The 23,001-nt window shown below is 72.1% G+C and carries 24 protein-coding genes; 9 read left to right on the forward strand and 15 right to left on the reverse strand.

The window, feature by feature from the left end; translation table 11 throughout:
- Positions 1–138: 138 nt before the first annotated feature.
- Positions 139–909 (reverse strand): class I SAM-dependent methyltransferase, encoded by a 771-nt coding sequence (locus tag ACWEQG_RS10370; protein WP_452283562.1) that lies wholly within the window; start codon positions 907–909, stop codon positions 139–141.
- A 169-nt stretch (positions 910–1,078) separates the two neighbouring features.
- On the opposite strand from ACWEQG_RS10370, the gene nagA reads away from it, so the two are divergent.
- Positions 1,079–2,227, forward strand: coding sequence for an N-acetylglucosamine-6-phosphate deacetylase (nagA, locus tag ACWEQG_RS10375; protein WP_452283564.1), 1,149 nt, complete (start codon positions 1,079–1,081; stop codon positions 2,225–2,227).
- A gap of 56 nt (positions 2,228–2,283) precedes the next feature.
- Here the strand turns inward: nagA and ACWEQG_RS10380 are convergent, their stop codons facing one another.
- Complete coding sequence (locus ACWEQG_RS10380; protein ID WP_452283566.1) at positions 2,284–3,342, reverse strand: SDR family oxidoreductase; 1,059 nt, start codon at positions 3,340–3,342, stop codon at positions 2,284–2,286.
- Positions 3,343–3,413: 71 nt separating this feature from the next.
- Here ACWEQG_RS10380 and ACWEQG_RS10385 point away from each other — a divergent pair, with 71 nt between their 5' ends.
- Positions 3,414–4,451: a LysR family transcriptional regulator gene (locus ACWEQG_RS10385; RefSeq protein WP_452283568.1), complete on the forward strand. Its 1,038-nt coding sequence runs from the start codon at positions 3,414–3,416 to the stop codon at positions 4,449–4,451.
- 26 nt (positions 4,452–4,477) lie between these two features.
- On the opposite strand, the gene ACWEQG_RS10390 is transcribed toward ACWEQG_RS10385, so the two are convergent.
- A complete protein-coding gene (locus tag ACWEQG_RS10390) occupies positions 4,478–4,900 on the reverse strand; it encodes a DUF6223 family protein (RefSeq protein ID WP_452283570.1) in 423 nt (140 codons plus the stop codon).
- Between the two features lie 219 nt (positions 4,901–5,119).
- On the opposite strand from ACWEQG_RS10390, the gene ACWEQG_RS10395 reads away from it, so the two are divergent.
- Both ACWEQG_RS10395 and ACWEQG_RS10400 read left to right on the forward strand, forming a co-directional pair.
- Positions 5,120–6,235, forward strand: a complete 1,116-nt coding sequence (locus ACWEQG_RS10395; protein WP_452283572.1) for a sensor histidine kinase — start codon at positions 5,120–5,122, stop codon at positions 6,233–6,235.
- Positions 6,232–6,894: a response regulator gene (locus ACWEQG_RS10400; protein ID WP_452283574.1), complete on the forward strand. Its 663-nt coding sequence runs from the start codon at positions 6,232–6,234 to the stop codon at positions 6,892–6,894. Before ACWEQG_RS10395 ends, ACWEQG_RS10400 begins: the two co-directional genes overlap by 4 nt.
- 85 nt (positions 6,895–6,979) lie before the next feature.
- On the opposite strand, the gene ACWEQG_RS10405 is transcribed toward ACWEQG_RS10400, so the two are convergent.
- Both ACWEQG_RS10405 and guaB read right to left on the reverse strand, forming a co-directional pair.
- On the reverse strand, positions 6,980–8,098 hold the full coding sequence (locus ACWEQG_RS10405) for a GuaB3 family IMP dehydrogenase-related protein (RefSeq protein ID WP_363471843.1): 1,119 nt from the start codon (positions 8,096–8,098) through the stop codon (positions 6,980–6,982).
- A 33-nt stretch (positions 8,099–8,131) separates the two neighbouring features.
- Positions 8,132–9,613, reverse strand: a complete 1,482-nt coding sequence (guaB, locus tag ACWEQG_RS10410; protein WP_363471841.1) for an IMP dehydrogenase — start codon at positions 9,611–9,613, stop codon at positions 8,132–8,134.
- Between the two features lie 624 nt (positions 9,614–10,237).
- On the opposite strand from guaB, the gene ACWEQG_RS10415 reads away from it, so the two are divergent.
- Positions 10,238–11,242, forward strand: coding sequence for a helix-turn-helix transcriptional regulator (locus ACWEQG_RS10415; protein WP_452283576.1), 1,005 nt, complete (start codon positions 10,238–10,240; stop codon positions 11,240–11,242).
- Positions 11,243–11,431: 189 nt separating this feature from the next.
- Entirely contained in the window at positions 11,432–11,809 is a 378-nt protein-coding gene (locus ACWEQG_RS10420; protein ID WP_169951881.1) for a DUF5319 domain-containing protein, read from the forward strand.
- On the opposite strand, the gene ACWEQG_RS10425 is transcribed toward ACWEQG_RS10420, so the two are convergent.
- The 5 genes from ACWEQG_RS10425 to ACWEQG_RS10445 form a co-directional block, all read right to left on the reverse strand.
- Positions 11,770–11,985, reverse strand: coding sequence for an anti-sigma-D factor RsdA (locus tag ACWEQG_RS10425; protein ID WP_346225596.1), 216 nt, complete (start codon positions 11,983–11,985; stop codon positions 11,770–11,772). The two genes, ACWEQG_RS10420 and ACWEQG_RS10425, sit on opposite strands and share 40 nt — an antisense overlap.
- Positions 11,982–12,608, reverse strand: a complete 627-nt coding sequence (locus ACWEQG_RS10430) for a sigma-70 family RNA polymerase sigma factor (RefSeq protein WP_169985453.1) — start codon at positions 12,606–12,608, stop codon at positions 11,982–11,984. The genes ACWEQG_RS10425 and ACWEQG_RS10430 overlap by 4 nt, the downstream gene beginning before the upstream one ends.
- A 536-nt stretch (positions 12,609–13,144) precedes the next feature.
- On the reverse strand, positions 13,145–14,770 hold the full coding sequence (groL, locus tag ACWEQG_RS10435; RefSeq protein WP_452283578.1) for a chaperonin GroEL: 1,626 nt from the start codon (positions 14,768–14,770) through the stop codon (positions 13,145–13,147).
- Positions 14,771–14,836: 66 nt separating this feature from the next.
- Positions 14,837–15,148 carry a co-chaperone GroES gene (gene groES, locus ACWEQG_RS10440; RefSeq protein WP_030508383.1) on the reverse strand — a complete coding sequence of 104 codons (312 nt, stop codon included), beginning with the start codon at positions 15,146–15,148 and terminating at the stop codon, positions 14,837–14,839.
- Between the two features lie 170 nt (positions 15,149–15,318).
- A complete protein-coding gene (locus tag ACWEQG_RS10445) occupies positions 15,319–16,161 on the reverse strand; it encodes an NAD-dependent epimerase/dehydratase family protein (protein WP_452283580.1) in 843 nt (280 codons plus the stop codon).
- A 140-nt stretch (positions 16,162–16,301) separates the two neighbouring features.
- Here ACWEQG_RS10445 and ACWEQG_RS10450 point away from each other — a divergent pair, with 140 nt between their 5' ends.
- The 3 genes from ACWEQG_RS10450 to ACWEQG_RS10460 all read left to right on the forward strand — a co-directional run bounded on the left by ACWEQG_RS10450 (position 16,302) and on the right by ACWEQG_RS10460 (position 19,223).
- A complete protein-coding gene (locus ACWEQG_RS10450; RefSeq protein ID WP_452283582.1) occupies positions 16,302–16,883 on the forward strand; it encodes a MarR family winged helix-turn-helix transcriptional regulator in 582 nt (193 codons plus the stop codon).
- Positions 16,884–17,020: 137 nt separating this feature from the next.
- On the forward strand, positions 17,021–18,259 hold the full coding sequence (locus tag ACWEQG_RS10455) for a class I SAM-dependent methyltransferase (RefSeq protein WP_452283584.1): 1,239 nt from the start codon (positions 17,021–17,023) through the stop codon (positions 18,257–18,259).
- Between the two features lie 157 nt (positions 18,260–18,416).
- Positions 18,417–19,223, forward strand: a complete 807-nt coding sequence (locus ACWEQG_RS10460) for a hypothetical protein (protein WP_452283586.1) — start codon at positions 18,417–18,419, stop codon at positions 19,221–19,223.
- 37 nt (positions 19,224–19,260) lie between these two features.
- Here the strand turns inward: ACWEQG_RS10460 and tsaD are convergent, their stop codons facing one another.
- The 5 genes from tsaD to ACWEQG_RS10485 all read right to left on the reverse strand — a co-directional run bounded on the left by tsaD (position 19,261) and on the right by ACWEQG_RS10485 (position 22,798).
- Positions 19,261–20,298 (reverse strand): tRNA (adenosine(37)-N6)-threonylcarbamoyltransferase complex transferase subunit TsaD, encoded by a 1,038-nt coding sequence (gene tsaD, locus ACWEQG_RS10465; RefSeq protein ID WP_452283587.1) that lies wholly within the window; start codon positions 20,296–20,298, stop codon positions 19,261–19,263.
- The gene (gene rimI / locus ACWEQG_RS10470) at positions 20,285–20,782 is read right to left on the reverse strand and encodes a ribosomal protein S18-alanine N-acetyltransferase (protein ID WP_452283588.1); all 498 of its coding nucleotides are present in this window, start codon (positions 20,780–20,782) and stop codon (positions 20,285–20,287) included. The genes tsaD and rimI overlap by 14 nt, the downstream gene beginning before the upstream one ends.
- A gap of 19 nt (positions 20,783–20,801) precedes the next feature.
- Positions 20,802–21,524 (reverse strand): tRNA (adenosine(37)-N6)-threonylcarbamoyltransferase complex dimerization subunit type 1 TsaB, encoded by a 723-nt coding sequence (tsaB, locus tag ACWEQG_RS10475; RefSeq protein ID WP_363468934.1) that lies wholly within the window; start codon positions 21,522–21,524, stop codon positions 20,802–20,804.
- Between the two features lie 75 nt (positions 21,525–21,599).
- Positions 21,600–22,154: a class F sortase gene (locus ACWEQG_RS10480; protein WP_452283590.1), complete on the reverse strand. Its 555-nt coding sequence runs from the start codon at positions 22,152–22,154 to the stop codon at positions 21,600–21,602.
- A gap of 2 nt (positions 22,155–22,156) precedes the next feature.
- Entirely contained in the window at positions 22,157–22,798 is a 642-nt protein-coding gene (locus ACWEQG_RS10485) for a hypothetical protein (protein ID WP_452283592.1), read from the reverse strand.
- Positions 22,799–23,001 lie beyond the last annotated feature (203 nt).

The following is a 23,001-nucleotide window of genomic DNA, read 5'->3' on the forward strand; positions in this document are numbered from 1 at the left end:
CTCCTTCTGTACCGCTTTCACCTCTGTCGAGTAAATCTACCCACGAGTAGCTACCCGGGAATCCACCCTTTCCGCCGCCTTTCCCAATGATCTCCAGAAATGTCGGTGAACTCTTCCCCATGGCCCGGCACGCCGCCCCTACGCGGCCGACTCGGCGGACCGCTCCTCACCCGAGTCGGCGGGACGCCTGCAGGCGACCATGGACGTCCGGGCGTGCGGCCCGCCGTACCAGAACCGCCAGCCGAGGTCGTAGACCTCGACGTCGGCGGCGCCGCACTCCGTCAGCACCTCCGCGTACCGGCGTGCGTTGCGGAAGTCGGCGATCCGCAGCAGGCCGCCCGGTCTGAGCACGCGGAAGGCCTCGCGCACCGCCTCCGCGCGGCCCTCCTCCTGCACGATGTTGTGCACGGCGAGGCTGGAGACGACCAGGTCGAACGCGGCGTCGTCGAACGGGAGGTCACGCATGTCGCCGGTGATCAGATCCACCCGGTCGGCGACCCCTTCCGCCCGCGCGTTCGCCAGGGTGGCCTCCTGGCTGTTGCCCGACTGGTCCTTCGTCACCCACAGGTCGACGCCGGTGGCCCTGCCGGCGCCGGAGAGCCGCGCGGCGGCCTTCAGCAGCACCATGCCCCGGCCGCAGCCCAGGTCGAGGACCTGCTCGTCCCCTTTCAGCCCGAGCCGGTCGAGTTCGGCGTCCCAGACCCTGAACTTGCCGCGGAGAGTGGTGTGCGCGAACAACGCCGCAGCCGCGACGAGCGCGATCCCGCCCACGAGGAGCACCACGGCAGGAATGGGCAGGCCGATCCCGAACAGCACGGCGGCGAGTGCCGGCTCGACGACGCCGCCCACTGCCAGTCCGGCCAGCACGCCGGGGGCGTCCACACCATAGTTCGCACGCGGATTCACCACCGTAAGTTCTCACCTCCGGCTCACCGCCGTGTACAGGGTTGTTATTCGCGCCATTATGAGGACTTGATGCGCTAATGAGCGCTTTCTACTGGAATCGCCAGATCCCCGTACGGCGGGAGCGCTCGGACCCGGAGCGGTGGGCGCGAGCCGCACACGCGAGGATGGCGGCATGAGCGTGACTCTCTCCGACGCCCGCGTCGTCACCCCCGACGGCGTCCACTACGGCTGGCTGACCATAGAGGACGGCAGGATCACCCACATCGGGCGCGGGCAGGCGCCGCGCGACGGGTTCGGCCTGGGCGGGCGCACGGTCGTCCCCGGCTTCGTCGACATCCACAACCACGGCGGCGCCGGCGGAAGCTTCCCCGACGGCGACCCCGCGAGCGCCGCCGAGGTCGCCGCCTTCCACCTCGGGTGCGGCACGACCACCCTCGTGGCCAGCCTGGTCACCGCCGCGCCCGACACGCTCACTCGGGCCGCGGCCATGCTCGCCGACCTGTGCGAGCAGGGCCTGGTCGCCGGCATCCACTTCGAGGGGCCGTACATCGCCCGATCGCGGTGCGGCGCGCACGAGCCCACGCTGCTGCGCGAACCGGACCGGGCGGAGTTCCGCGCGCTGGTCAAGGCCGGGCGCGGGCACGTGCGGATGCTGACGATCGCCCCGGAACTGCCGAACGCGCTCGACGTGATCAGGGACGCCGCCGCCGAGGGGATCGTCGCCGCCCTCGGTCACAGCGACGCCACCTACGAGCAGACGCTCGGCGGCATCGAGGCGGGGGCGAGCGTGGCGACCCACCTCTACAACGCGATGCCCTCGCTGGGCCACCGCGCGCCGGGGCCGATCGCCGCCCTGCTGCAGGACGAGCGGGTGACGGTCGAACTCATCAACGACGGGGTCCACGTCCACCCGGCCATGCTGCGCCTGGCCATGGGCGCGGCGGGCGCGGACCGTACGGCGCTGATCACCGACGCCATGGCGGCCGCCGGGATGGGCGACGGGCGCTACCCGCTCGGCCCGATGACCGTCGACGTCGTCGACGGAGTGGCCCGGCTCGCCTCCGACACCCCCGGGCGACCAGGCTCGATCGCCGGCAGCACGCTCACGATGGACGTGGCCTTCCGCCGCACGGTGCGGGAGACCGGGCGCTCGCTGGTGGACGCCGCCCGCATGGCCTCCCTGACCCCGGCCCGTGTCCTCGGCCTGGACGGCGAGGCGGGCTCGATCACGGTCGGCAAGTACGCGGATCTGGTCGTGCTCGGCGACGACCTGGACGTCGCCGGCGTGATGCGGCGCGGCGCCTGGGTCCGCCACCCCTGACCGGCGGCCGCGACACCGATCTCCGTGCCGTGCCTCCCGGTGGGGGCGCGGCGCGCTCAGGGGATGATCCGGCGGCGGCGGAATTCGGCGAAGATGTCCAGGAACATCTTGCGGGTGTCCATGAACTCGTGGAAACCGAACCGCCGCGCCTTCGAGCCGTCCGCGAGGAAGTCGTAGTCCCAGGAGAAGACGAAATCGCCGAAGGCCCACGAGGACACCTCCTCGTAGGAGTGCTTCTCCAGGCCGTGCCGCTCGACCATCGAGTCCCACAGGGGTCCCTTGTCGGCCATGACGACCTCCAGCGACATCGGGAGCGGCGGCGCCACCTCCAGCTCGAAGAAGCGGGCGATCTCCGGCCACATCTCCTCCCAGCGGAAGAGATCACCGTTGTTGATGTTGAACGCCTGGTTGGCGCATGCCTCGCTGGTCGCCGCCCACACCGTGGCCTTGGCCAGCAGCGTCGCGTCGGTCATCTCCAGCAGCGTGCGGTAGGCCCCGGGCTTTCCGGGGAACCGCAGCGGCAGGCCCAGTTCCTTGGAGATCGACGCGTACACCGCGATCACCATGGCGAGGTTCATCGGGTTGCCGAGGGCGAAGCCGGACACCACCGAGGGACGCAGCGCGGACCACGTCCACGCCTTGCCCTTCTGGCGCTCTTCGAGGAAGTTCTGCTGGTCCACGTTGAACTCCGGCGGCATGTGGTGGGGGTCGTCCTCCCGCGCGGGCGTCTTGAACGGCCCGAGGTGCGCGCCGTACACCTTGTAGCCCTGCATCAGGCTGACGTGACGCAGGCCGGGTGAGGCGGCCTCCACGGCCTCGACGACGTTGACCAGCATGGCGAGATTGGGCGGCACCAGTTCCGCCCAGGTCGGCCGGTCCTGGTAGGCGGCGTAGAAGACGTGCGTGACGTGGTCGAGGCCACTCAGCCGCTCCCGGCAGTCCTCGGCGTTCAGCAGGTCCACGGCGATGTGCCGGACCCGGCCCGCGTCGGTCCCGCCCCGGCGGGACAGGCCGATCACGTCCCAGTCTCCGAGCTCGACGAGGTGGTCGATCAGGTTGCGGCCGATGACGCCGTTCGCCCCCACGACAAGGGCGACCTTGTTGTCCGTGTTCATGATGCAAGTCTCGGGTGAGCAGCGGTGATTAGTCCAAGACATGTCTTTCACGGATGCAATAACATCTGTTCATGGCAAGCCTGCGTCAGCTCGAATACCTGGTCACGATCGTGGAGGAGGGGTCGTTCACAAGGGCGGCCGAACTCCTCCACGTGTCCCAGCCCGCGCTGTCCCATCAGGTGCGGGTGCTCGAACGCGACGTCGGCGGCCCGCTCCTCGAACGTCTCCCCCGGGCGGTACGGCTCACCGCGATGGGCCGGGCGATGCTGCCGCACGCCCGGGCCGCGCTGGCCGACGCGGAGCGGGCGCGGTGCGCGGCACGACAGGCCGGCGGACTGGAGACCGGGGAGCTCCAGGTCGCGACCCTCTATTCGGTGAGCCTCGGCGTGCTGCCGCCCGCGCTCCGTGCCTGGCGGCGTTCGCATCCCGGTGTGCGGGTCAGGCTGTTCGAGCATCCGCACGCGGAGCAGTTGCGCGAGGCGATGCTGGCCGGGCAGGCGGACCTCGCCATCGGGCCGGCCCCGCGCGACTGGGACGGCCTGGTCACGCCGCTCGGCACCGAACCGTTCCTCGTCGTGCTGCCCGCCGACGACCCGGCGGGCCGCCGGGACGACGACGCCGACGGCGTGCAGGGCGCGGGCAGCGCGGACGCTGCGCACGGCACGGGCAGCGCGGGCAGCGCGGACGCTGCGCACGGCACGGGCGGCACGGGCAGCGCGGACGGCACGGGCGCTGCGGACGGCACGGACGCGGTGGACCTGACGGCGCTGGCCGGCCGCGACTGGGTGCACTTCGCGCCGGGCAACGGGCTCGGCGAGATCCTCGACCAGGCGTGCGCGGCCGCCGGTTTCCAGCCGCGGGCCGCCGTGCGCACCGAACAGACGGCCGCCGCGCCCGTCCTCGCCGCCGCCGGGCTGGGTCCCACCCTGGTGCCCGCCAACGTCATCCCGCCCCACTTCGACGGACGCGTGCTGTGGCCCCGGCCGCCCGTGGAGCGCGTCATGACGGCCTACACGCGCGGCCGCCCCGATCCCCTCGCCGCCGCCTTCATCGCGACGCTCGGGCGTGCGGCGTGCCTGGTGCCCGCCCACGTACGCGCCCCTCGCTGAGGACCCCGCGGGCGGCACCCGGCCGGTCAGCCGGCGCGTCGGGCACGGCTCAGAGCCAGCCCGCCGACGACCGCGCCGGCCGGCCCCACCACCAGGGCGACCCAGCCCCCGACTATGCCGTAGCCGGTGCCGGGACCGCCGTCGGCGGCGGCCACGACCAGCCCGCCGATGACCGTGCACGTCAGCGCGGCCCCCAGGGCGACGACGGCCCCGCTCCTCGCGCTGCCGATGCCGATACGGCCGGCCGCGCGGGCCAGGGCCAGCCCGCCGACGACCACGCCGACCAGCCCCAGCAGCATGGCCGCCAGGGCCCAGAGACGTCCGGCGGTCATGGCGTAGGCGTCGACGCCGGCCCGCTGGACCAGGAGATGCGCCGCCGACGGCGTGGCATGCCCGGCGTATCCGAGCAGGACGGTCGGGGCGGCGGAAAGCAGGTGACGGACGGACATGAGGGTGCTCTTTCTCCTCGTACGACGGAACGTCACCCGAGCATGTCCGCCGGACCCGCCGCCGGTCGTCCGCCGCGAGCGGGCGATCGACGCTGCCGCCGGTGCCGCACCCGGCTGCCGCGGACGCCGCAGGAGCGGCGGATGTACCGCGGACGCGGTAGGCGGCTGATCACCCGCCCGGAGGAGTCTCCCGCGCCGGCGTCCGGCTAGGGTGCGCGCATGAGGACAGTCCGGCCCGTTGTCAGAGACTGGGCGATCGCCGCCTGCGTGGCGGCGGCGCTGCTGGTCACCGGGCTGTCCAAGCAGCACCAGGCCACCGGCCTCGATCCGGTCGGCTACACGCTGCTGGCGGCCGGCGGCCTGGCATTGGCCGTGGGCCGCAGGGCGCCGGTCCCCATCCTGGTGGTCACCGGGCTGTGCGCGGTGGGTTACCAGGCGGCCGGTTTCGACGTACCCGCCGTCGCGTACCTGTTCGCGGTGTACGCCGCGATGCGGGCGGGACATCGCGCCATCACGGTGGCGGCGAGTGTGACGATGCTGGCCGCTCTCCCCCTCGCGGCCCTGGCGTCGGGGCTGCACGACACGGGCGCGGCGCTCGCGCACGCCCGCGGCGCGCTCGAACTGGCCTGGCTGATCGCGGCCGGCGCGGCGGGCGAGGCGTTGCGGCAGGCCGAGCGCCGGGCGGAGGAGGCCGAGCGCACCCGTGAGGAGACCGCGCGGCGCCGGGCCGACGAGGAGCGGCTGCACATCGCGCGGGAGCTGCACGACTCGCTGACCCACCAGATCTCGGTCATCAAGGTGCAGGCCGAGGTCGCCGTGCACGTGGCACGCAAGCGGGGTGAACAGGTGCCGGAGGCCCTGCTGGCGATCCGGAAGGCCGGCCGTGAGGCGGCCAGGGAACTGCGGGCGACCCTGGAAGCCCTGCGTGACGACGGCGAGAACCCGGCATGCGGGCTCGACCACGTCCCGGACCTGGTGCGCCGGGCCCGGACGAGCGGCCTCGACGCGACGCTGACGATCGAGGGCCACCGCGACGACGTGCCGGCCGCGGTGGACCGGACGGCGTACCGGATCGTCCAGGAGTCACTGACCAACATCGCCAGGCACGCCTCCGCCACCACCGCGGAGGTCCGGATCGACTACCGTCCAGGCGCCCTGGTCGTACGGGTCGACGACGACGGAAAGGCCACGCCCGGCGCCGCGCCCGTGCCCGGCGTCGGACTGCTCGGGATGCGCGAACGCGTCACCGCCCTCGGCGGTCACCTGCGCGCGGAGCCGCGCGGCGAGGGCGGCTTCACCGTCCACGCCGAACTCCCGGTGGACCGGACGCCGTGATCCGGGTCCTGCTGGTCGACGACCAGCCACTCCTCCGCAGCGGATTCCGCGCGCTTCTCGACCTCGAAGACGACATCGAGGTGGTCGCCGAGGCCGGCGACGGGATGGAGGGCCTGACCCTGGTCAGGCGACACCTGCCCGACGTCGCTCTCATCGACGTCCAGATGCCGGGCGTCGACGGCATCGAGGCGACCCGGCGTATCGCCGCGGACCCGGCCCTGGCCGGGGTGCACGTCGTGATCCTGACCAACTACGGCCTGGACGAGTACGTCTTCAACGCGTTGCGCGCCGGCGCCGCCGGCTTCCTCGTCAAGGACATCGTGCCGGAGGACTTCCTGCACGCCGTACGCGTCGCCGCGCGCGGCGACGCCCTGCTCGCACCGTCGATCACCCGCAAGCTGATCGACCGGTACGTCACCCAGCCGATCCACACGGGCGCCGGCGGGGAGCTGGAGGAGCTGACCAACCGCGAACGCGAGGCGGTCGCCCTGGTCGCGCACGGTCTGTCCAACGAAGAGATCGCCACCCACATGATGATCAGCCCGATGACCGCGAAAACCCATATCAACCGGGCCATGGCCAAGCTCCACGCCCGTGACCGCGCGCAGCTCGTGGTCTTCGCCTACGAGTCCGGCCTGGTGACCCCACGCGGCCGCTGACGCGGCGCCCGATGCGAGCCGCGTGACCTGAGCGCGGGCCCCCGGGTGGCCGGAGCGGGGGCGGGCCCCCGCTCCGGGTGACGGCTCAGCGCTGCGGCGGGGCGACGACCACTTCGACGCGCTGGAACTCCTTGAGGTCGGAGTACCCGGCCGTGGCCATCGTCCGGCGCAGCGCGCCGAGCAGGTTCATCGAGCCGTCGGCCAGCGACGACGGACCGTGCAGGATCTCCTTCAGCGTGCCGATCGTGCCGAACTCGACCCGCTTGCCACGCGGCAGCTCGGGGTGGTGGGCCTCCGACCCCCAGTGGAACCCGCGGCCAGGGGCCTCGCTGGCCCGGGCGAGCGGCGAGCCCACCATGACGGCGTCGGCGCCGCAGGCGATCGCCTTGGCGATGTCCCCGGAGCCGCCCATGCCGCCGTCGGCGATGACGTGGACGTACCGGCCGCCCGACTCGTCCATGTAGTCGCGGCGGGCGGCGGCGACGTCGGAGATCGCGGTGGCCATCGGCACGACCACGCCCAGCACGTTGCGGGTGGTGTGCGAGGCGCCGCCGCCGAAGCCGACCAGCACGCCGGCCGCGCCGGTCCGCATGAGGTGCAGCGCCGCCGTGTACGTCGCGCAGCCGCCCACGATGACCGGGACGTCGAGCTCGTAGATGAACTGCTTGAGGTTGAGCGGCTCGGCCCGGCCCGACACGTGCTCCGCTGAGACCGTCGTGCCGCGGATCACGAAGATGTCCACGCCCGCGTCGATCACGGCCTTGTGGTGCTGCACCGTGCGCTGCGGCGACAGCCGTACGGCGGTCGTGACGCCGGCGGCGCGGACCTCCTCGATGCGCCGGCCGATCAGCTCGTCCTTGATCGGCGCGGTGTAGATCTCCTGCAGCCGCCGGGTCGCGGCCTCCCGGTCGAGGGTGGCCACCTCCTCCAGCAGCGGCGCCGGGTCCTCGTAGCGGGTCCAGAGCCCTTCGAGATCGAGCACGCCGAGGCCGCCCAGGCGCCCGATCTCGATGGCCGTCTGCGGCGACACGACGCTGTCCATCGGGCTCGCCACGAGCGGAGAGTCGAACCGGTAGGCGTCGATCTGCCAGGAGATCGACACCTCCTCCGGGTCGCGGGTGCGCCGGGAGGGCACGATACCGATCTCGTCCAGCGCGTAGGCACGCCGTCCGCTCTTGCCGCGCCCGATCTCCACCTGTGTCATATCGCCTGTTCTTTCCGTTTCTTCCGGGACGAACTATCGCCCGTGGTAGTTCGGTGCCTCGACCGTCATCTGGATGTCATGCGGGTGGCTCTCCTTGAGCCCGGCCGCCGTGATCGGCATGAGCTGCGCCTTCTCGTGCAGCTCCTGGATCGTCCGGGAGCCGGTGTACCACATGCCCTGACGAAGGCCTCCGACCAGCTGGTGGGCCACCGCCGCGACCGGGCCGCGGTAGGGCACCTGGCCCTCGATGCCCTCGGGGATGTACTTGTCCTCCCCGGACACCTCGGCCTGCGCGTACCTGTCCTTGCTGAACGACGCGCCGCCGCGCTCGCGGTTGCGCACCGCGCCCAGCGAGCCCATGCCCCGGTACGACTTGAACTGCTTGCCGTTGATGAAGATCAGCTCGCCGGGCGACTCCTCGCAGCCGGCCAGCAGCGAGCCCAGCATGACCGTGTCGGCCCCGGCGGCCAGCGCCTTGGCGATGTCGCCCGAGTACTGCAGGCCGCCGTCGCCGATGACCGGGACACCCGCGGGGCCGCACGCCAGCGCCGCCTCGTAGATGGCGGTGAGCTGGGGGGCGCCCACGCCCGCGACGACCCGGGTGGTGCAGATGGAGCCCGGCCCGACGCCCACCTTGACCGCGTCGGCGCCGGCGTCGACCAGTGCCTGCGCGCCCGCGCGGGTGGCGACGTTGCCGCCGATGACGTCGACCCGGCCGTTGGCCTTGATCTTGGCGATCATGTCGCACACGCCCCGCGAGTGCCCGTGCGCGGTGTCGACGATGATGACGTCCGCGCCCGCCTCGATCAGTGTCATGGCGCGCTCCTCGGCGTCGCCGGCGACGCCCACGGCCGCGCCGACCATGAGGCGGCCGTCGGCGTCCTTGGTCGCGATCGGGTACTGCTCGCTCTTGGTGAAGTCCTTGACCGTGATGAGGCCCTGCAGGCGGCCGGCCTCGTCCACGAGCGGGAGCTTCTCGACCTTGTTCTGCCGCAGCAGCCGGAACGCCTCGTCGCGGTCGACTCCCACCGGCGCGGTGACCAGCGGCATCGCGGTCATGACGTCGCGCACGGCCCGGCTCTGGTCGCTCTCGAACCGCATGTCGCGGTTGGTGACGATGCCCACGAGCACGCCGTCCGCGTCGGTGACCGGAACCCCGGAGATCCGGTAGGTCGCGCACAGCCGCTCGACGTCGGCGAGGGTGTCCTCGGGTGAGCAGGTCACGGGGTTGGTGACCATCCCCGCCTCGGACCGCTTGACCAGGTCGACCTGCTGCGCCTGCTCCTCGATCGAGAGGTTGCGGTGCAGGATGCCGATGCCGCCCTGCCGCGCCATGGCGACCGCCATGCGCGCCTCGGTGACCGTGTCCATCGCGGCCGACACCAGCGGGATCCGCAGGGTGATGCTCCGGGACAGCCGCGTCGCCGTATCGGCCTCCCCCGGCTGCAGGTCCGAATAAGCAGGAACGAGGAGCACGTCGTCGAACGTGAGTCCCGGTTCGGTGAACTTGGCCATCTGCTGCACCCTCCTGCGCTGTGGGTCCTCGCGCGTGGGTCCCTCGCCAGACCCGAGGTCAGTCTAGTGGCCGCCCCAAACCGCATCCGGCAGACCTGTCAAGAGGGATGGCACAAAAAGTGGGGGGACCGGCTTCCGGTCCCCCCACTTCCCCGCGTCGCGCCTGCCACGCCCGTCGAGCCCCCCTCCGCGCCCGGCAGACGCGGCGTTCCCGGCTAACGCTGGGTCAAGGATGCGTCACACAGCGTCCATGCGCAATGGCGTAACGTGCAACTGCACAAAGATGCATTTCGCGCTCTCGAAACTGCGACCGAAACAAAATGCGATCCACTCACATCCATACAAAAGCCGCCACGTCCAACCGTGCCGAATGTGTGAACAGGACGGACAACAGGGAAAAGCCGCGCTATTCTCACGCGGAGCGAGGCGAGATGAGGGCGGAAGTCGCTGCGCCGGACGCCGGGAAACGTTTTCGCCCGATGGACCAGTGCGGCCAATGTGGCCAATGCGACCAGTGCGGCCAATGCGAGCGGCGCGATGCGACAGCACGATGCGATCAGCGCAGTGTGATCAGCGCTGTGCGACCGGCGCTGTGTGACCGGCGCGACCACCGACGGAGCGACCATGAGTACGACGCGCAACGCCGATCCTCAGATCGGCCCTCTCGAAAGCCTGGGCCTCTCCCCCGACCAGGCGGCCCTCTACACGGCCATGCTGCGGCTGCACCGCGCCACGCTGACGGAGCTGGCCGAGGCGGTCGGCCGGCCCGCCGAGGACGTGCTCGACGCCCTGGACGGGCTCGTACGGCTCGGCGCGGTGAACCGGCGACGGGAGGAGTTCCGCGCGCGGCATCCGGCTGCGGCGATCGGACGGCTGGTGGCCGAGAGGCTGGACCGCATGGCCAGGGAGACCCGCCAGATCGACGAGGTGCTGGCCGCGGCCGGACGTCTGGCCCATCACTACGACGCCGGCCGCGACTGGCGCAGCGGCCGGTTCTCGGTGGAGCCGATGAGCGGTGCGGACGAGCTGTGCGAGAGCGTGATCGGCCTCGCGCTGCAGGCGCCCCCCGCCGAGCTGGTCATGGCCGTGCCGGATCACCGGACCATGGCCCGGTTCGCGGACGGGTACGGCGGCCAGTGGCTCCAGGCCGCCGCCGACGGCATCCTGCGCCTGCGGATGGTGGTGGCGCTCGACGCCATGTCCTCGCCCGCCGTACGGGAGGTGTGCGGGCGGTTCTCCGCGGCGGGCGCGGCGTTGCGCGCCCTCGACGCGGTGCCGAGCTGGTTCTTCGCGCTCGGCGACGGCGTCGCGGGGCTGCCCGCCGAGTGGGGCGTCCCGCTGCCCGAGCACTCCTACAACTGCTACTTGGTCCACGCTCCGGTGGCGGTGGGGGCGCTGCGGGCGCTGTTCGAGGAGCTGTGGGCACGGGCCGCGCCGATCTCCCCGCACAACAACGCGCTGCAGGTGCTACGGCTGGCCGCCAACGGCATGTCCGACGACGCCGTCGCCCGCCACCTCGGGGTGTCCGTGCGCACGGTGCGGGCCAGGTTCGCCGAGGCGATGTCGGAGCTCGGAGCGCAGTCCCGATTCCAGGCGGGGGTGGAGGCCGCCCGCCGGGGCTGGCTGTGACGGGACCTGCCGTGACGGTACCTGCTGTGACGGGGGGCCGCCGGGCACGTCAACGGCTGCGACGCCGAGGTCTGTGCCACCAGGCCGGCGCCGCCGATGCGGGGACACCGGAGCCCCGGGCCGCGGCCCGACGAGCAGATGAAGCGCACTTATCCTCGTGGAGGGGGCGGTGGTCATAAGGTGGGATGCGTGCTGGAAGACGTCCCCCGCGACCCGTTCGCGGATGACCCCAACGACCCCGCGGCGGAGCTTGGCACGCCCGACGACGTGGAGCCGCTGACGCTCGCCGAGCGCGACGAGGCGCTGACCGACCTCGCCGACGTGGAGGTCTTCCGTTCCCTGCTCGAACCCCAGGGCGTGCTCGGGCTGGTCCTCGACTGCCCGGAATGCGGCGAGCAGCACTACTTCGACTGGGACCTGCTGCGCGGCAACCTGCGCCAGATGATCGACAACGGTCGGCCGCAGGTCCACGAGCCGGCCTACCAGCCCGATCCGGCCGACTACGTCAGCTGGGAGTACGCCCGGGGCTACGTGGACGGCGTGATCGACACGGAGGAGAGCCGCTGACTGTCCACGTCGGCCACGAGCGCGCCCAGCAACCGGACGGCGGCGTCCGTGCCGCCGACCGGCTCGCGGCGGGCGAGCGCGTCGAGGACGGCGTCCGTCCGCATTACGTCGCCCTCCACGTCGGCATCGCCGTACGACCGCAGGTGGCGTGCCGTACGACGACGTTTCGTGGTCACGCAATCGACTCCAACTCGGCCAGTTGCCGGAGCCTCGCGAGCGCGCGATGCTGCGCGACCCGGACGGCACCCGGTGACATGCCGAGTACATTACCCGTCTCCTCGGCGGACAGGCCCGAGACCACCCGCAGAATGAGGAGCTCGCGCTGGGTGTCCGGGAGGCGGGACAGCAGGTCCCTGGCGTGCTGCGCCTCGATGTAGCGCACCACCGTCTCCTCCGGCCCGGGGCCCTCGTCGGGCCCGTCCGGCAGGTCCTGCGTCGGCACGGCCGAACGGACCGAGCTCCGCAGGGCGTCGGCCACCTTGTGCGAGGCGATGCCGAAGACGAACGACGCGAACGGACGTCCCATGTCGCGGTAACGCGGCAGCGCCGACAGCACCGCGATGCACACCTCCTGGGCCACGTCGTCGGCGATGTGGTATTGACCTGACACTCTGCCCAATCGAGCCCTGCAGTACCGGACCACCATCGGGCGCAGATGTCCCAGCAGTGATTCGATCGCGGTGCGATCTCCCTGTACGGCAAGGCTGGTCAGTTCCCTGAGGTCGGACTCATCCGATCTCGTCGCAAGCCTTACCCCAGTTGCGGCGTCGGCGACGCATCCCTCGGTCACGTTAGGCATGATGCCCGTCGCGATCGTTGATGTCCTCATGGTTAACGGCTACGGATTGGTCACATTGACGCGTCGATAACGGTCCGTAATCATTTGACCACTCGCCCGTTGGAACATTCCAACCGTAATGCCCAAAACAACATATATATGCCTGACGGCTTGACAGGGAAAAAGAAGTATGCCGGTCGTTGCCATTGCCTGCGGCCGGGCTTCGGCCCCGGTTGCCCGTCCCGGTTGCCTGTCCCCGGCGCACGGAACGGGGAGGCGCCGGCGCACGGAACGGGGAGGCGGAAAAGCGGAGCGCCCCGCGGTCCGCCCTTACGGGCGGGCGCGGGGCGCGGATCGCTACGGAGCCTGCGGCCGGGAGGGCCGCTAGGGAGTGTCTGACGAATGCTGCCCGTCGCGAGCGGGGATCCAGGTGGATGCGTCGCAAGGCGGAGGAGGAGCCCATAGCGGAGCTATGGGCGACGACGACAACGCCGCGAGGCGCCGCCTGGGCCACGCGCAGCAGGGCCATGATTTGTCAGACACGACCTAGGCCTCGATCAGTGGCCGTGACCGTGGCCGTGGCCGTGACCGCCGTTGGCGGCCGGAGCCTCCTCCTCGGGCTTGTCCACGACGAGGGCCTCGGTGGTGAGCAGCATGCCGGCGATGGACGCGGCGTTCTGCACGGCCGAGCGGGTCACCTTGACGGGGTCGATGACGCCCTGGCCCACCAGGTCGCCGTACTCACCGGTGGCGGCGTTCAGGCCCTCACCGGCGTTCATCGCGGCGATCTTGGTGGTGACGACGTAGCCCTCCAGGCCCGCGTTCTCGGCGATCCAGCGGGCGGGCTCGATCAGCGCCTTGCGGACGATCGAGACGCCGGTGGCCTCGTCGCCGGTCAGGCCCAGGTCGTCGAGCTCCTTGGACACGTGCACGAGCGCGGAGCCACCGCCGGAGACGATGCCCTCCTCGATCGCGGCGCGGGTCGCGGAGATCGCGTCCTCGAGGCGGTGCTTCTTCTCCTTCAGCTCCACCTCGGTCGCGGCGCCGACGCGCAGCACGCACACGCCGCCCGCCAGCTTGGCGAGACGCTCCTGGAGCTTCTCACGGTCCCAGTCGGAGTCGGACTGCTCGATCGCGACCTTGATCTCGCGGATGCGGTCCTCGATCGCCTGCGCCTCGCCGGCGCCGTCGACGATCGTGGTGGTGTCCTTGTTGACCACGACGCGGCGGGCCGTGCCGAGGACCTCAAGGCCGACGTGCTCCAGCTTGAGGCCGATCTCCTCGCTGACGACCTGGCCGCCGGTGAGGATGGCGATGTCCTGCAGCATGGCCTTGCGGCGGTCGCCGAAGCCGGGGGCCTTGACGGCGACCGAGGTGAAGGTGCCCCGGATCTTGTTGGTCACCAGGACAGCCAGGGCCTCGCCCTCGACGTCCTCGGCGATGACCAGCAGCTGGCGCTTGGTCTGGGCGACCTTCTCCAGCAGCGGCAGGAAGTCCGCGATGGAGGAGATCTTGCCCTGGGTGATGAGGATGTAGGGGTCCTCGAGGACCGCCTCCATGCGCTCGGAGTCGGTCACCATGTAGTGCGACAGGTAACCCTTGTCGAACTGGAGGCCCTCGGTGAACTCCAGCTCCAGGCCCATGGCGTTGGACTCCTCGACGGTGATGACACCGTCCTTGCCCACCTTGTCGAACGCCTCGGCGATCAGGCCGCCGATCTTCGCGTCCTGCGCGGAGATCGTGGCGACGTTGGCGATCTCCTTCTTGTCCTCGACGTGGCGGGCGCTGCCGAGCAGCCGCTCGCTGACGGCCTGGGCGGCCTTGTCGATACCACGCTTGAGGCCCAGCGGCTGCGCGCCGGCGGCCACGTTGCGCAGGCCCTCGCGGACCATGGCCTGGGCCAGGACGGTCGCGGTGGTGGTGCCGTCACCCGCGATGTCGTTGGTCTTGGTAGCCACTTCCTTGGCGAGCTGGGCGCCAAGGTTCTCGTACGGCTTGTCCAGCTCGACCTCGCGAGCGATGGTCACACCGTCGTTCGTGATCGTCGGGGCACCGAACTTCTTGTCGATGACGACGTTGCGGCCACGCGGGCCGAGGGTCACCTTGACTGCGTCGGCGAGAGCGTTGACACCACGCTCGAGAGCGCGCCGCGCGTCCTCTTCGAACTCCAGGATCTTCGGCATTCAGGTCTCCTTGTGAGCGCGCGGAGCCCCGGGCGCGTGTCCCGGGGCTCCACTGGCCGACGCGGCCTACTTCTCGATGATGGCGAGCACGTCGCGGGCCGAGAGCACCAGGTACTCCTCGCCGCCGTACTTGACCTCGGTGCCGCCGTACTTGCTGTAGAGGACGACGTCGCCCTCCTTGACGTCGAGCGGGATGCGCTTCTCGCCGTCCTCGTCCCAGTTGCCCGGACCCACAGCGAGGACGCGGCCCTCCTGCGGCTTCTCCTTGGCGGTGTCCGGGATGACCAGGCCGGAGGCGGTGGTCTGCTCGGCCTCAAGCGGCTGGACCACGATGCGGTCGCCAAGCGGCTTAACGGGAACCTTGGTGGCGGTCGTCACGATCGGACCTCCCCTTCAGATTGCGATGAATGAGCTGAAGAGGCGACCAGCGGCCTGCCGTCGCGGGTGTCAGACCTGTCTCGTCGCTGTTGGCACTCTCAATGGCAGAGTGCCAACACGAAACAGTATGCAAGTGGCGCGTGACAGTCAACACGAACCGGCATCGCAGGTCAGACGCGAGAGGCGTACGACCCGGAGCGCACGTCGTCGACGATGCCCGGGCGGCTCGGCTGCCATCCGAGGACCTTCCTGGCGAGGTCGCCGCTCACCACCTGGCTCAGGGCCAGGCCCTCGGCGAAGGGACGGCCGAGCGCCTGGCTCGCCTCGTCGACCGGCCACGGCACCGCCTTCCCCGTACGGCCGGCCGCCGCCGCGACGTCGGCGACGCTCACCGCCTCCTCGGTGACAGCGTGGAAGAGACTCCCCGGCTCGGCCTTCTCGATCGCGAGCACGAGCAGGTCCGCCAGGTCGTCGACGTGGACGGTCGGCCAGGTCGGGACCGGGCCGCCCGCGTGGACGTACCGCCCGTCCTCCCCGTCGGGGGAGGCGAGCAGCCCGGGGATGCCGCCGCCCCGGCCGTACACGATGCCGGGCCTGACGACGACGCCGCCCGCGTCCCGCACCAGCCCCTCGACCCGCGGCCGGTAGCCGGACAGGGTGATGGGGTTCAGCGGCGCGTCCTCGCCCGCCGCCTCCGTGGTGGCGCCGAGCACCCAGACGCCGCTGGTGTAGACGAGCCGCGCGCCGCCGCCGGCCAGCGCCTCGATCGCCGCGACGTCCACCGCCTCGTCCCCGACGGGGTTGGCGGCGTGCACGACGACGTCGATGTCCGGCGTCACCGCCGCGCGGAGCGTCTCGGGCTCGTGGATGTCGCCGTGGCGCACCTCGCCGGGTACGGCGGTGTCGCGCGCCTTCGGACGGACGAGCGCGACGACCTCGTGACCGTGTTCGGCGAGGCGCTCCGCCAGCACCGAGCCGATGTACCCCGTCGCGCCGAGCAGCAGGACCTTCATTTTTCTTCCACCTCGAACACTTCGACGTTTTACTGTTCGACGCAGACGGTAGCGCACCCCCCATCGATATTTCAACGTCGAAGCTTCGGTTACGATGGCCGGTGGAGGAGGAGCGGCGGAGGACCCAGGCCGCGCGCGCTATGAACGACACCCTCGCGAACGACAGCACCTGCACCGGCACCGGCACCGACGGCAACGACACCACCTGCGCCGGCGCCACCGGCAACGACGCCGTCGACCAGATCCTCAGCCAGTGGGCCCAAGTGCGCCCGGACGTGGACTGCTCGGCGATGGGGGTGGCCGGGCGCATCTCCCGCGCGTCCCGGCTGCTGGAGAAGGGCATCAAGGAGTACTTCTCCGAACACGACCTGGAGCCGTGGGAGTTCGACGTGCTCGCGACTCTCTTCCGGTCCAATCCCGATCACCTGCTCTGCATGAGCGACCTCGCCACCGCCGCGATGGTCAGCTCCGCCGCGCTCACCAACCGGGTGGACCGCCTCGTCGCGAAGGGACTGGTGCGCAGGGAGGTCTCACCGTCCAACCGCCGCATGGTCCTGATCACCCTCACCGACGAGGGCCGGGCGGTGGTCGACGCCCTGCTGGCCGGTCACGTGGCCAACGAGGGGCGAATGCTGGCCGGCCTCACCGACGAGGACCGGGCCCAGCTGTCCGGGCTGCTGTGCAAGCTGCTCGCCTCGCTCGGCGACGTCCGCCCCTGCTGACCGCCGGGCACGGCCTTCCCGTTCCACCGGCTCCCGCCGGTTCCCGGCGGCCCCCTGCCGTCGCCCGCTCCGGGGCTCGTCCACAGGGCGACGCCCAGGGCCGACGTACGCGCCGGGCAGGCGGTAGCGTCGCGGGCGTGGACCTGGACGCCTTCCGCATGCTGCTCACGCCCGCCGGGCGCGGGGCCCTGGACGAGGCCGTGAGGATACTCGCCGACGGGGCCGACCCGGTGGCCGCCGCGAGCGCGCTGCGCCGCGGCCACCCGGCCGACCTGGCGGCGGCGGCGCTCACCCAGGCGTCGCTGCGGCGGCGGGCCGAGGCCAAGTTCGGCCCCGACGCCGCCGTCATGTACTTCACCCCGCACGGGCTGGAGCAGGCCACGCGCCCCGAGGTCGCCGCGCACCGCGCCACGAGAATCCGGGCCACGAGAATCCGGGCCGCCGGCACCCGGGCCACCGGCACCCGGGCCGGCGGAGAGCCGGCGGGCGGCCCCGCCGTGCTCGACGTCTGCTGCGGGATCGGCGGCGATCTCCTCGCACTGGCGCGGGCGGGCTGCGCCGTGGACGCCGTGGACCTCGACCCGCTGACCGTGGAGGTCGCCCGCGCCAACGCGGAGGCGCTCGGCCTGTCCTCCCTGGCCGGCGTCCGCACGGGCGACGCCGCGCTGGCCGACCCCGGCGGCTACGGCCTGCTGTTCGCCGATCCCGCCAGGCGTGGGGCGCGGGGACGGACCTTCGACCCGATGGCGTACTCCCCCACCTGGCCGGTCGTGCTCGACCTGGTGGCCCGCGCCCCGGCGGCCTGCCTGAAGGTGGCCCCCGGCATCCCGTACGAGTTCATCCCGGAGGGCGCCGAGGCCGAGTGGGTGTCGTACCGCGGCGAGGTGAAGGAGGCGGCGATCTGGACCGGGATGGGAGCGGGCGGGCGGCGCGCCACCCTGCTGCCGTCCGGGGTCACGCTCACGCCGTCCGGCGCGGAGGCGGAGACCGGGCCCGTGAGCCGCTACCTCTACGAGCCCGACGGCGCGGCGGTGCGGGCCCACCTGGTCGCCGAGGTCGCCGCCCTCGTGTCCGGCCGCCTCGTCGATCCGCAGATCGCCTACATCACGAGCGATCGTCTCGTACGCACGGAGTGGGCCTCCTGCTACGAGGTGACCGATGTCATGCCGTTCTCGCTCAAACGCCTGAGGGCGGCGTTGCGCGAACGGCGCGTCGGCGCGGTCACGATCAAGAAACGCGGGTCCGCCGTCGACGTGGAACGGCTGCGCAAGGATTTGCGGCTTTCCGGCGACAATTCCCTCGTCATTGTCCTGACCCGCATCGGAGAGCGGCCGTTCGCCCTGCTTTGCCAGCCCATGACCAGCGCTTACGCGTGAAACCGGAGTAATTCACCGGCAATTGGCGCCTTTCTCATTCCACCCCTGATGGCCGCGGGTCAGGGCCTAAAGTTGGCCGTCGGGCGTGCCGCCTGTTCGTTCATCCTGCGCGAGACCGGGCCGAACCGACGTTTCGGCGAGTGAAGGAGCATTCTCGGTGGAGCATTCCAGCCACAACCTCCTCCAGGCGGGCAGCCAGACGGCCGTCTCCGACCGAATGCGCGAACTGCTGGCGCGGGCGGCGCAGGACCACGTCTACGAGCAGCGGACGCAAGGCGCCGTGCTCGACGAGATCCGCCAGCGGCTGGAGGGCATGGAGTGGCTCCTCCGCGAGGTGCGCGAGCGCGAGCTGGGCGGCCTCGGCGCGGCCCTCGAGGCGATCACCCAGCGGCTCGACGACATGAACGCCAGGCCGCCCGCCTGGGCCGAGGGACTGGCTCAGCACGTGGAGCTGCTGCGCGACCACGTGGACGAGGCCGGCGGACGGACCCAGGGCCTCGCCGACCGCATGACCGACTTCGCGCACCGGCTCGGCAAGTTCCAGGGGAGCATGGAGGCCGCCGCCGGGCGCTTCACCCGGCTCGACAAGGCCCTCGCCGAGCTCACCGAGCGCACCGAGCGGCTGGAGTCCGTGGTCGTCGAACGGCTCGACTCGGTCGGCGGCGGGGTCGAGGCGGTGCGGAGCGGCGTCGGGGACGTCGCCGCCGGCGTGGACGAGATGAGCGCCACCATCGCGGGCATGAACGCCGACCTCACGCTGACGGCGGGGGCCATGGCGCCCCTCGCCGAGGCGGTGCGCGGCAGGCCGGACCGTGAGCAGATCGCCGAGACCGTCTCTGACGCGGTCACCCGTGCCATGGAACCGGCCCGGGGCGACGTCGCCCGGCGGCTCGCCGCGCTGGAGGAGACCATGCTGGCGCTCGCCGAGGTCCTCCTGCGCCCCGCCCGCGGCCACACCGACTGAGCACCCGCCCCTCCGGAGGCGCCGCGGGCTCGCGTGATCAGACGTTGACGACGGTGATCGGGAGCGACGAGTCGGCCGGGATCTCCAGGGTGGAGGGCGTGACGCCCGCCGACACCAGATCGGCGCCGAGCGCCGCCACCATCGCACCGTTGTCGGTGCACAGGCCGGGCCGCGGCACCCGCAGGCGCACCCCGGCCGCGTCGCAGCGCTCCTGGGCCAGAGCCCGCAGCCGGGAGTTGGCGGCCACGCCGCCCCCGATCAGCAGGTCCTTGACGTCGTAGCGGGCGCACGCCTGCAGGGCCTTGCTGGTGAGCACGTCCACGACCGCCTCCTGGAACGACGCGGCGACGTCGGCCACGGGCACCGGCTCACCCGCCGCCTCGCGGGCCTCGACCCACCGCGCCACGGCCGTCTTCAGACCGGAGAAGGAGAAGTCCAGAGTTCCGTCGTCGTACTTGCCACGGGGGAACGTCACCGCCGCGCCCGATCCCTCACGGGCGGCCCTGTCGATGTGCGGCCCGCCCGGGAACGGCAGGCCGAGCACCCGGGCCACCTTGTCGAACGCCTCCCCGGCCGCGTCGTCCACGGTGGACCCGAGCGAGATCACGTCGTGCGCCACGTCGGGCACCAGGAGCAGCGAGGAGTGCCCGCCCGAGACCAGCAGCGCGATCGAGGGCTTGGGCAGCGGGCCGTGCTCCAGCTGGTCCACGGCGACGTGCGCGGCGAGGTGGTTGACCCCGTAGAGCGGGACGCCGAGCCCCAGCGCGTACGCCTTGGCGGCGGCCACGCCGACGAGCAGCGCCCCCGCGAGGCCCGGGCCCGCGGTGACCGCGACCGCGTCGATGTCGGAGAACCGCAGTCCCGCGGCGGCCAGCGCGCTCTCGACCGTGGGCGTCATCGCCTCCAGATGGGCCCGCGAGGCCACCTCCGGCACCACGCCGCCGAAGCGGGCGTGCTCGTCCATGCTGGAGGCGATGGTGTTGGCCAGCAGCGTGTGCCCCCGGACGATGCCCACGCCCGTCTCGTCGCAGGACGTCTCGATCCCCAGCACGATCGGCTCGTCATGCCCCCTCATGCCCGCCCTCCATCTCTCCGTGTCGTGGGCCGAGATCCTTCACCATCGTGATGGCGTCGGTCCCGTCGTCGTAGTAGCGCCGTCGCAGGCCCAGGCGCCGGAAGCCGAACCGCTCGTACATCGCCTGCGCGGGCGGGTTGTCGGCGCGCACCTCCAGGAACACCGAGGCCGCGCCGCGCCGTACGGCCTCGGCGAGCAGCGCGTCCATCAGCGCGGTCCCGACGCCGGCGCGCCGGTGGCCGGCGAGGACGGCGATCGTCTGGACATCGGCCTGGTCGCCCGCCGCCGCAAGCCCCGCGTAACCCACGACGCGGTCGCCCACCTCGGCGACGAGGTAGTGGCGGGTGCGCGGCTGGTCGGCCAGCTCGCCGCGCATCATGCCCTCACTCCAGGCGTCCGCGGGGAACGTGGTCCGCTCGATCTCCATCACAGCGGGCAGGTCCTCGTGGGTCATCTGGCGCAGGACGACCTCGGCCTGCCTCACGGCGTGTCCCCGCGGCGGGTCACGCCGTCACCCGCTTCGGCGCCCCGGGCACCTGCGCGTCGGGACGCCGCAGGTAGATGGGGCGCGGCGGGCCGAGCACGGCCAGCTCCCGGGCCTTCTCGACCGAGTCGACGCGTCCCTCGGGCACCCGGGCGATCTCCGCCGCCTCCTCCTCGCTCAGCGTCGCGAGGTGCTCGGCCGCCAGGGCGGCGAGCGCTCCGGCCGAGGGATGCTCGGGCCCGCGCACCCGGCCGGAGCCGATGACGCCGGCGTACATGGCGCCGCCGGCGCCGATCACGGGCAGCTCGGCGGGCAGGTCGTGCGGCAGGTCCACGCGCGGCCCGTCGAGCCGCGTGCGCGGGTCGCCGTACCGGGCCCAGAAGACCTCCTTGCGGCGCGCGTCGGTCGCCACGAGGAACGGCCCGCTCTCCCGCGCGGCGTAGGCGAGGGCGTCGAGCGTGCACACCCCGAACGCCGGCACACCGGCGGTCATGGCCAGCGCGGTCGCGGTCATCAGGCCGACCCGCAGACCGGTGTACGGCCCCGGGCCGGTCCCCGCGACGATGGCGGTGACGTCCTTGAGCGTGACACCGGACTCGCGCAGGACATGCTCGACGGCGGGTGCCAGCAGCTCCCCGTGCCGCCGCGCGTCGATCGTCGTCGACTCTGCCACCACACGCTCGCCGTCGTGCAGCGCGGCGGTGACGGCGGGAGTGGCGGTGTCGAAGGCCAAGACAAGCACGGAGGTCAAGCGTAGTCGCTGTGCGGAGGCGGACGACCACGCCCGCGATGCCGCCGCTCCCTCCGACCGCCGCTGTCAGGCGTCGCGGATCAGGGAGGCGTAGACGATGACGTTGTCGCGGTACTCGTGCCGGGACCAGTCGAAGTCGCCGCCGCAGGTGATCAGGCGCAGGCCGTCCTCGGTGTAGACGCGCTCGGCCGGGAAGTCGTCCTTCGGCACGCGCTCCACCGACTCGACCCGATAGGAGGCGGTCTTGCCGTCGCTGCGCACCACCTTCACGACCGCGCCCTCGCGCAGGTCGCGCAGCCGGTAGAACACCGCGGGGGCACTCTTGGTGTCGACGTGGCCGATGATCACCGAGGCGCCGGGGTCGCCCGGCACGGCGCTGCCCGTGTACCAGCCCGCGGTGGACGGCTTGTCGAACGGCGGCAGTTCTACGTCGCCCTCGTCGGACAGGCCGAGCTTCATCAGAGGAGCCTTGAGACGCAGCGCGGGGATGTCGATGCGCTTGGGGACGACGGAGGATCTGGCGGCGGGCCGGTCCGTCTCCCCCTTGCCGCCGGCGACCGCGGCGAACACGAGCCCGGTGACCACCCCGGCGATGATCACCCCCCGGGTGGACAGCGCCAAGGTCAGGCTCCGGAGCGCCTGCGGGCCACGCCGATGCCGACGCCGAGCGCGGCCAGGAGCACGACGACGGTGACGCCGGTCGGCAGGCCCGAGTCGTCCGTGGGGCCCCCGGCCGCCGTGCCGCCGCCGCCCGCGTGCGGCGCCCGGGTGGGAATCCTGGTGTGGTCCTCGGTGCGGTCCGGCTCCGGCGCGACGACCCTGAACGACGCGCTGCCGACGTCGTTGGTGGCCTCGCAGCGCACCTGCACGCGGTAGCCGCCCGCCTTGGCTCCGGCCCTGATGGTCGCGCTGCCGCGCACCATCGGCACGGCCGCGGCATCGGGGCTGGCCGACGGCGGCGCCGGGGCCACCAGCGTGACGAGCCCGGTGAAGGCGTCGGAGCGGGCGGTCGCCCGGTAGTCGGTGCCGCCCTGGGGCAGCGGGCACCTGGCGGTGATGTGGATGCTCTTGGTCGACCCGCCGACGACGCGCTTGGGATCGACCTCCACCCGCACGTCCTGCCGCTTCACCGAGACGATCGGCGACGGCAGGGCCGGGGTCAGCGTCATCGTCGGGTCGGCGGAGACGGTCTCGGCCGACGCCGTGCAGCCGAGCGCGCCGAACAGTAAGGCTCCCGCGACGGCGACCTGCGTGATCCTGCTCAACGGCACACCTCTTCCACGCCGGTCCCTTACCCAGAAAATCCTTGCCGACTCATGGCCGAGGATCTTCCTTGGTCCCGATGATCCACAGGTGTGCGGACAGGCGTCAAGGATGTGCGGCGGACCGGTCTGGATCGCGCGCGGACGACGCCCGGCTTGTCCCCGCAGGTCCTCATGCGCACGTCAGAGCCCGGATTGCGGCCTTT

The organism is Microbispora sp. NPDC004025, assembly GCF_053604425.1.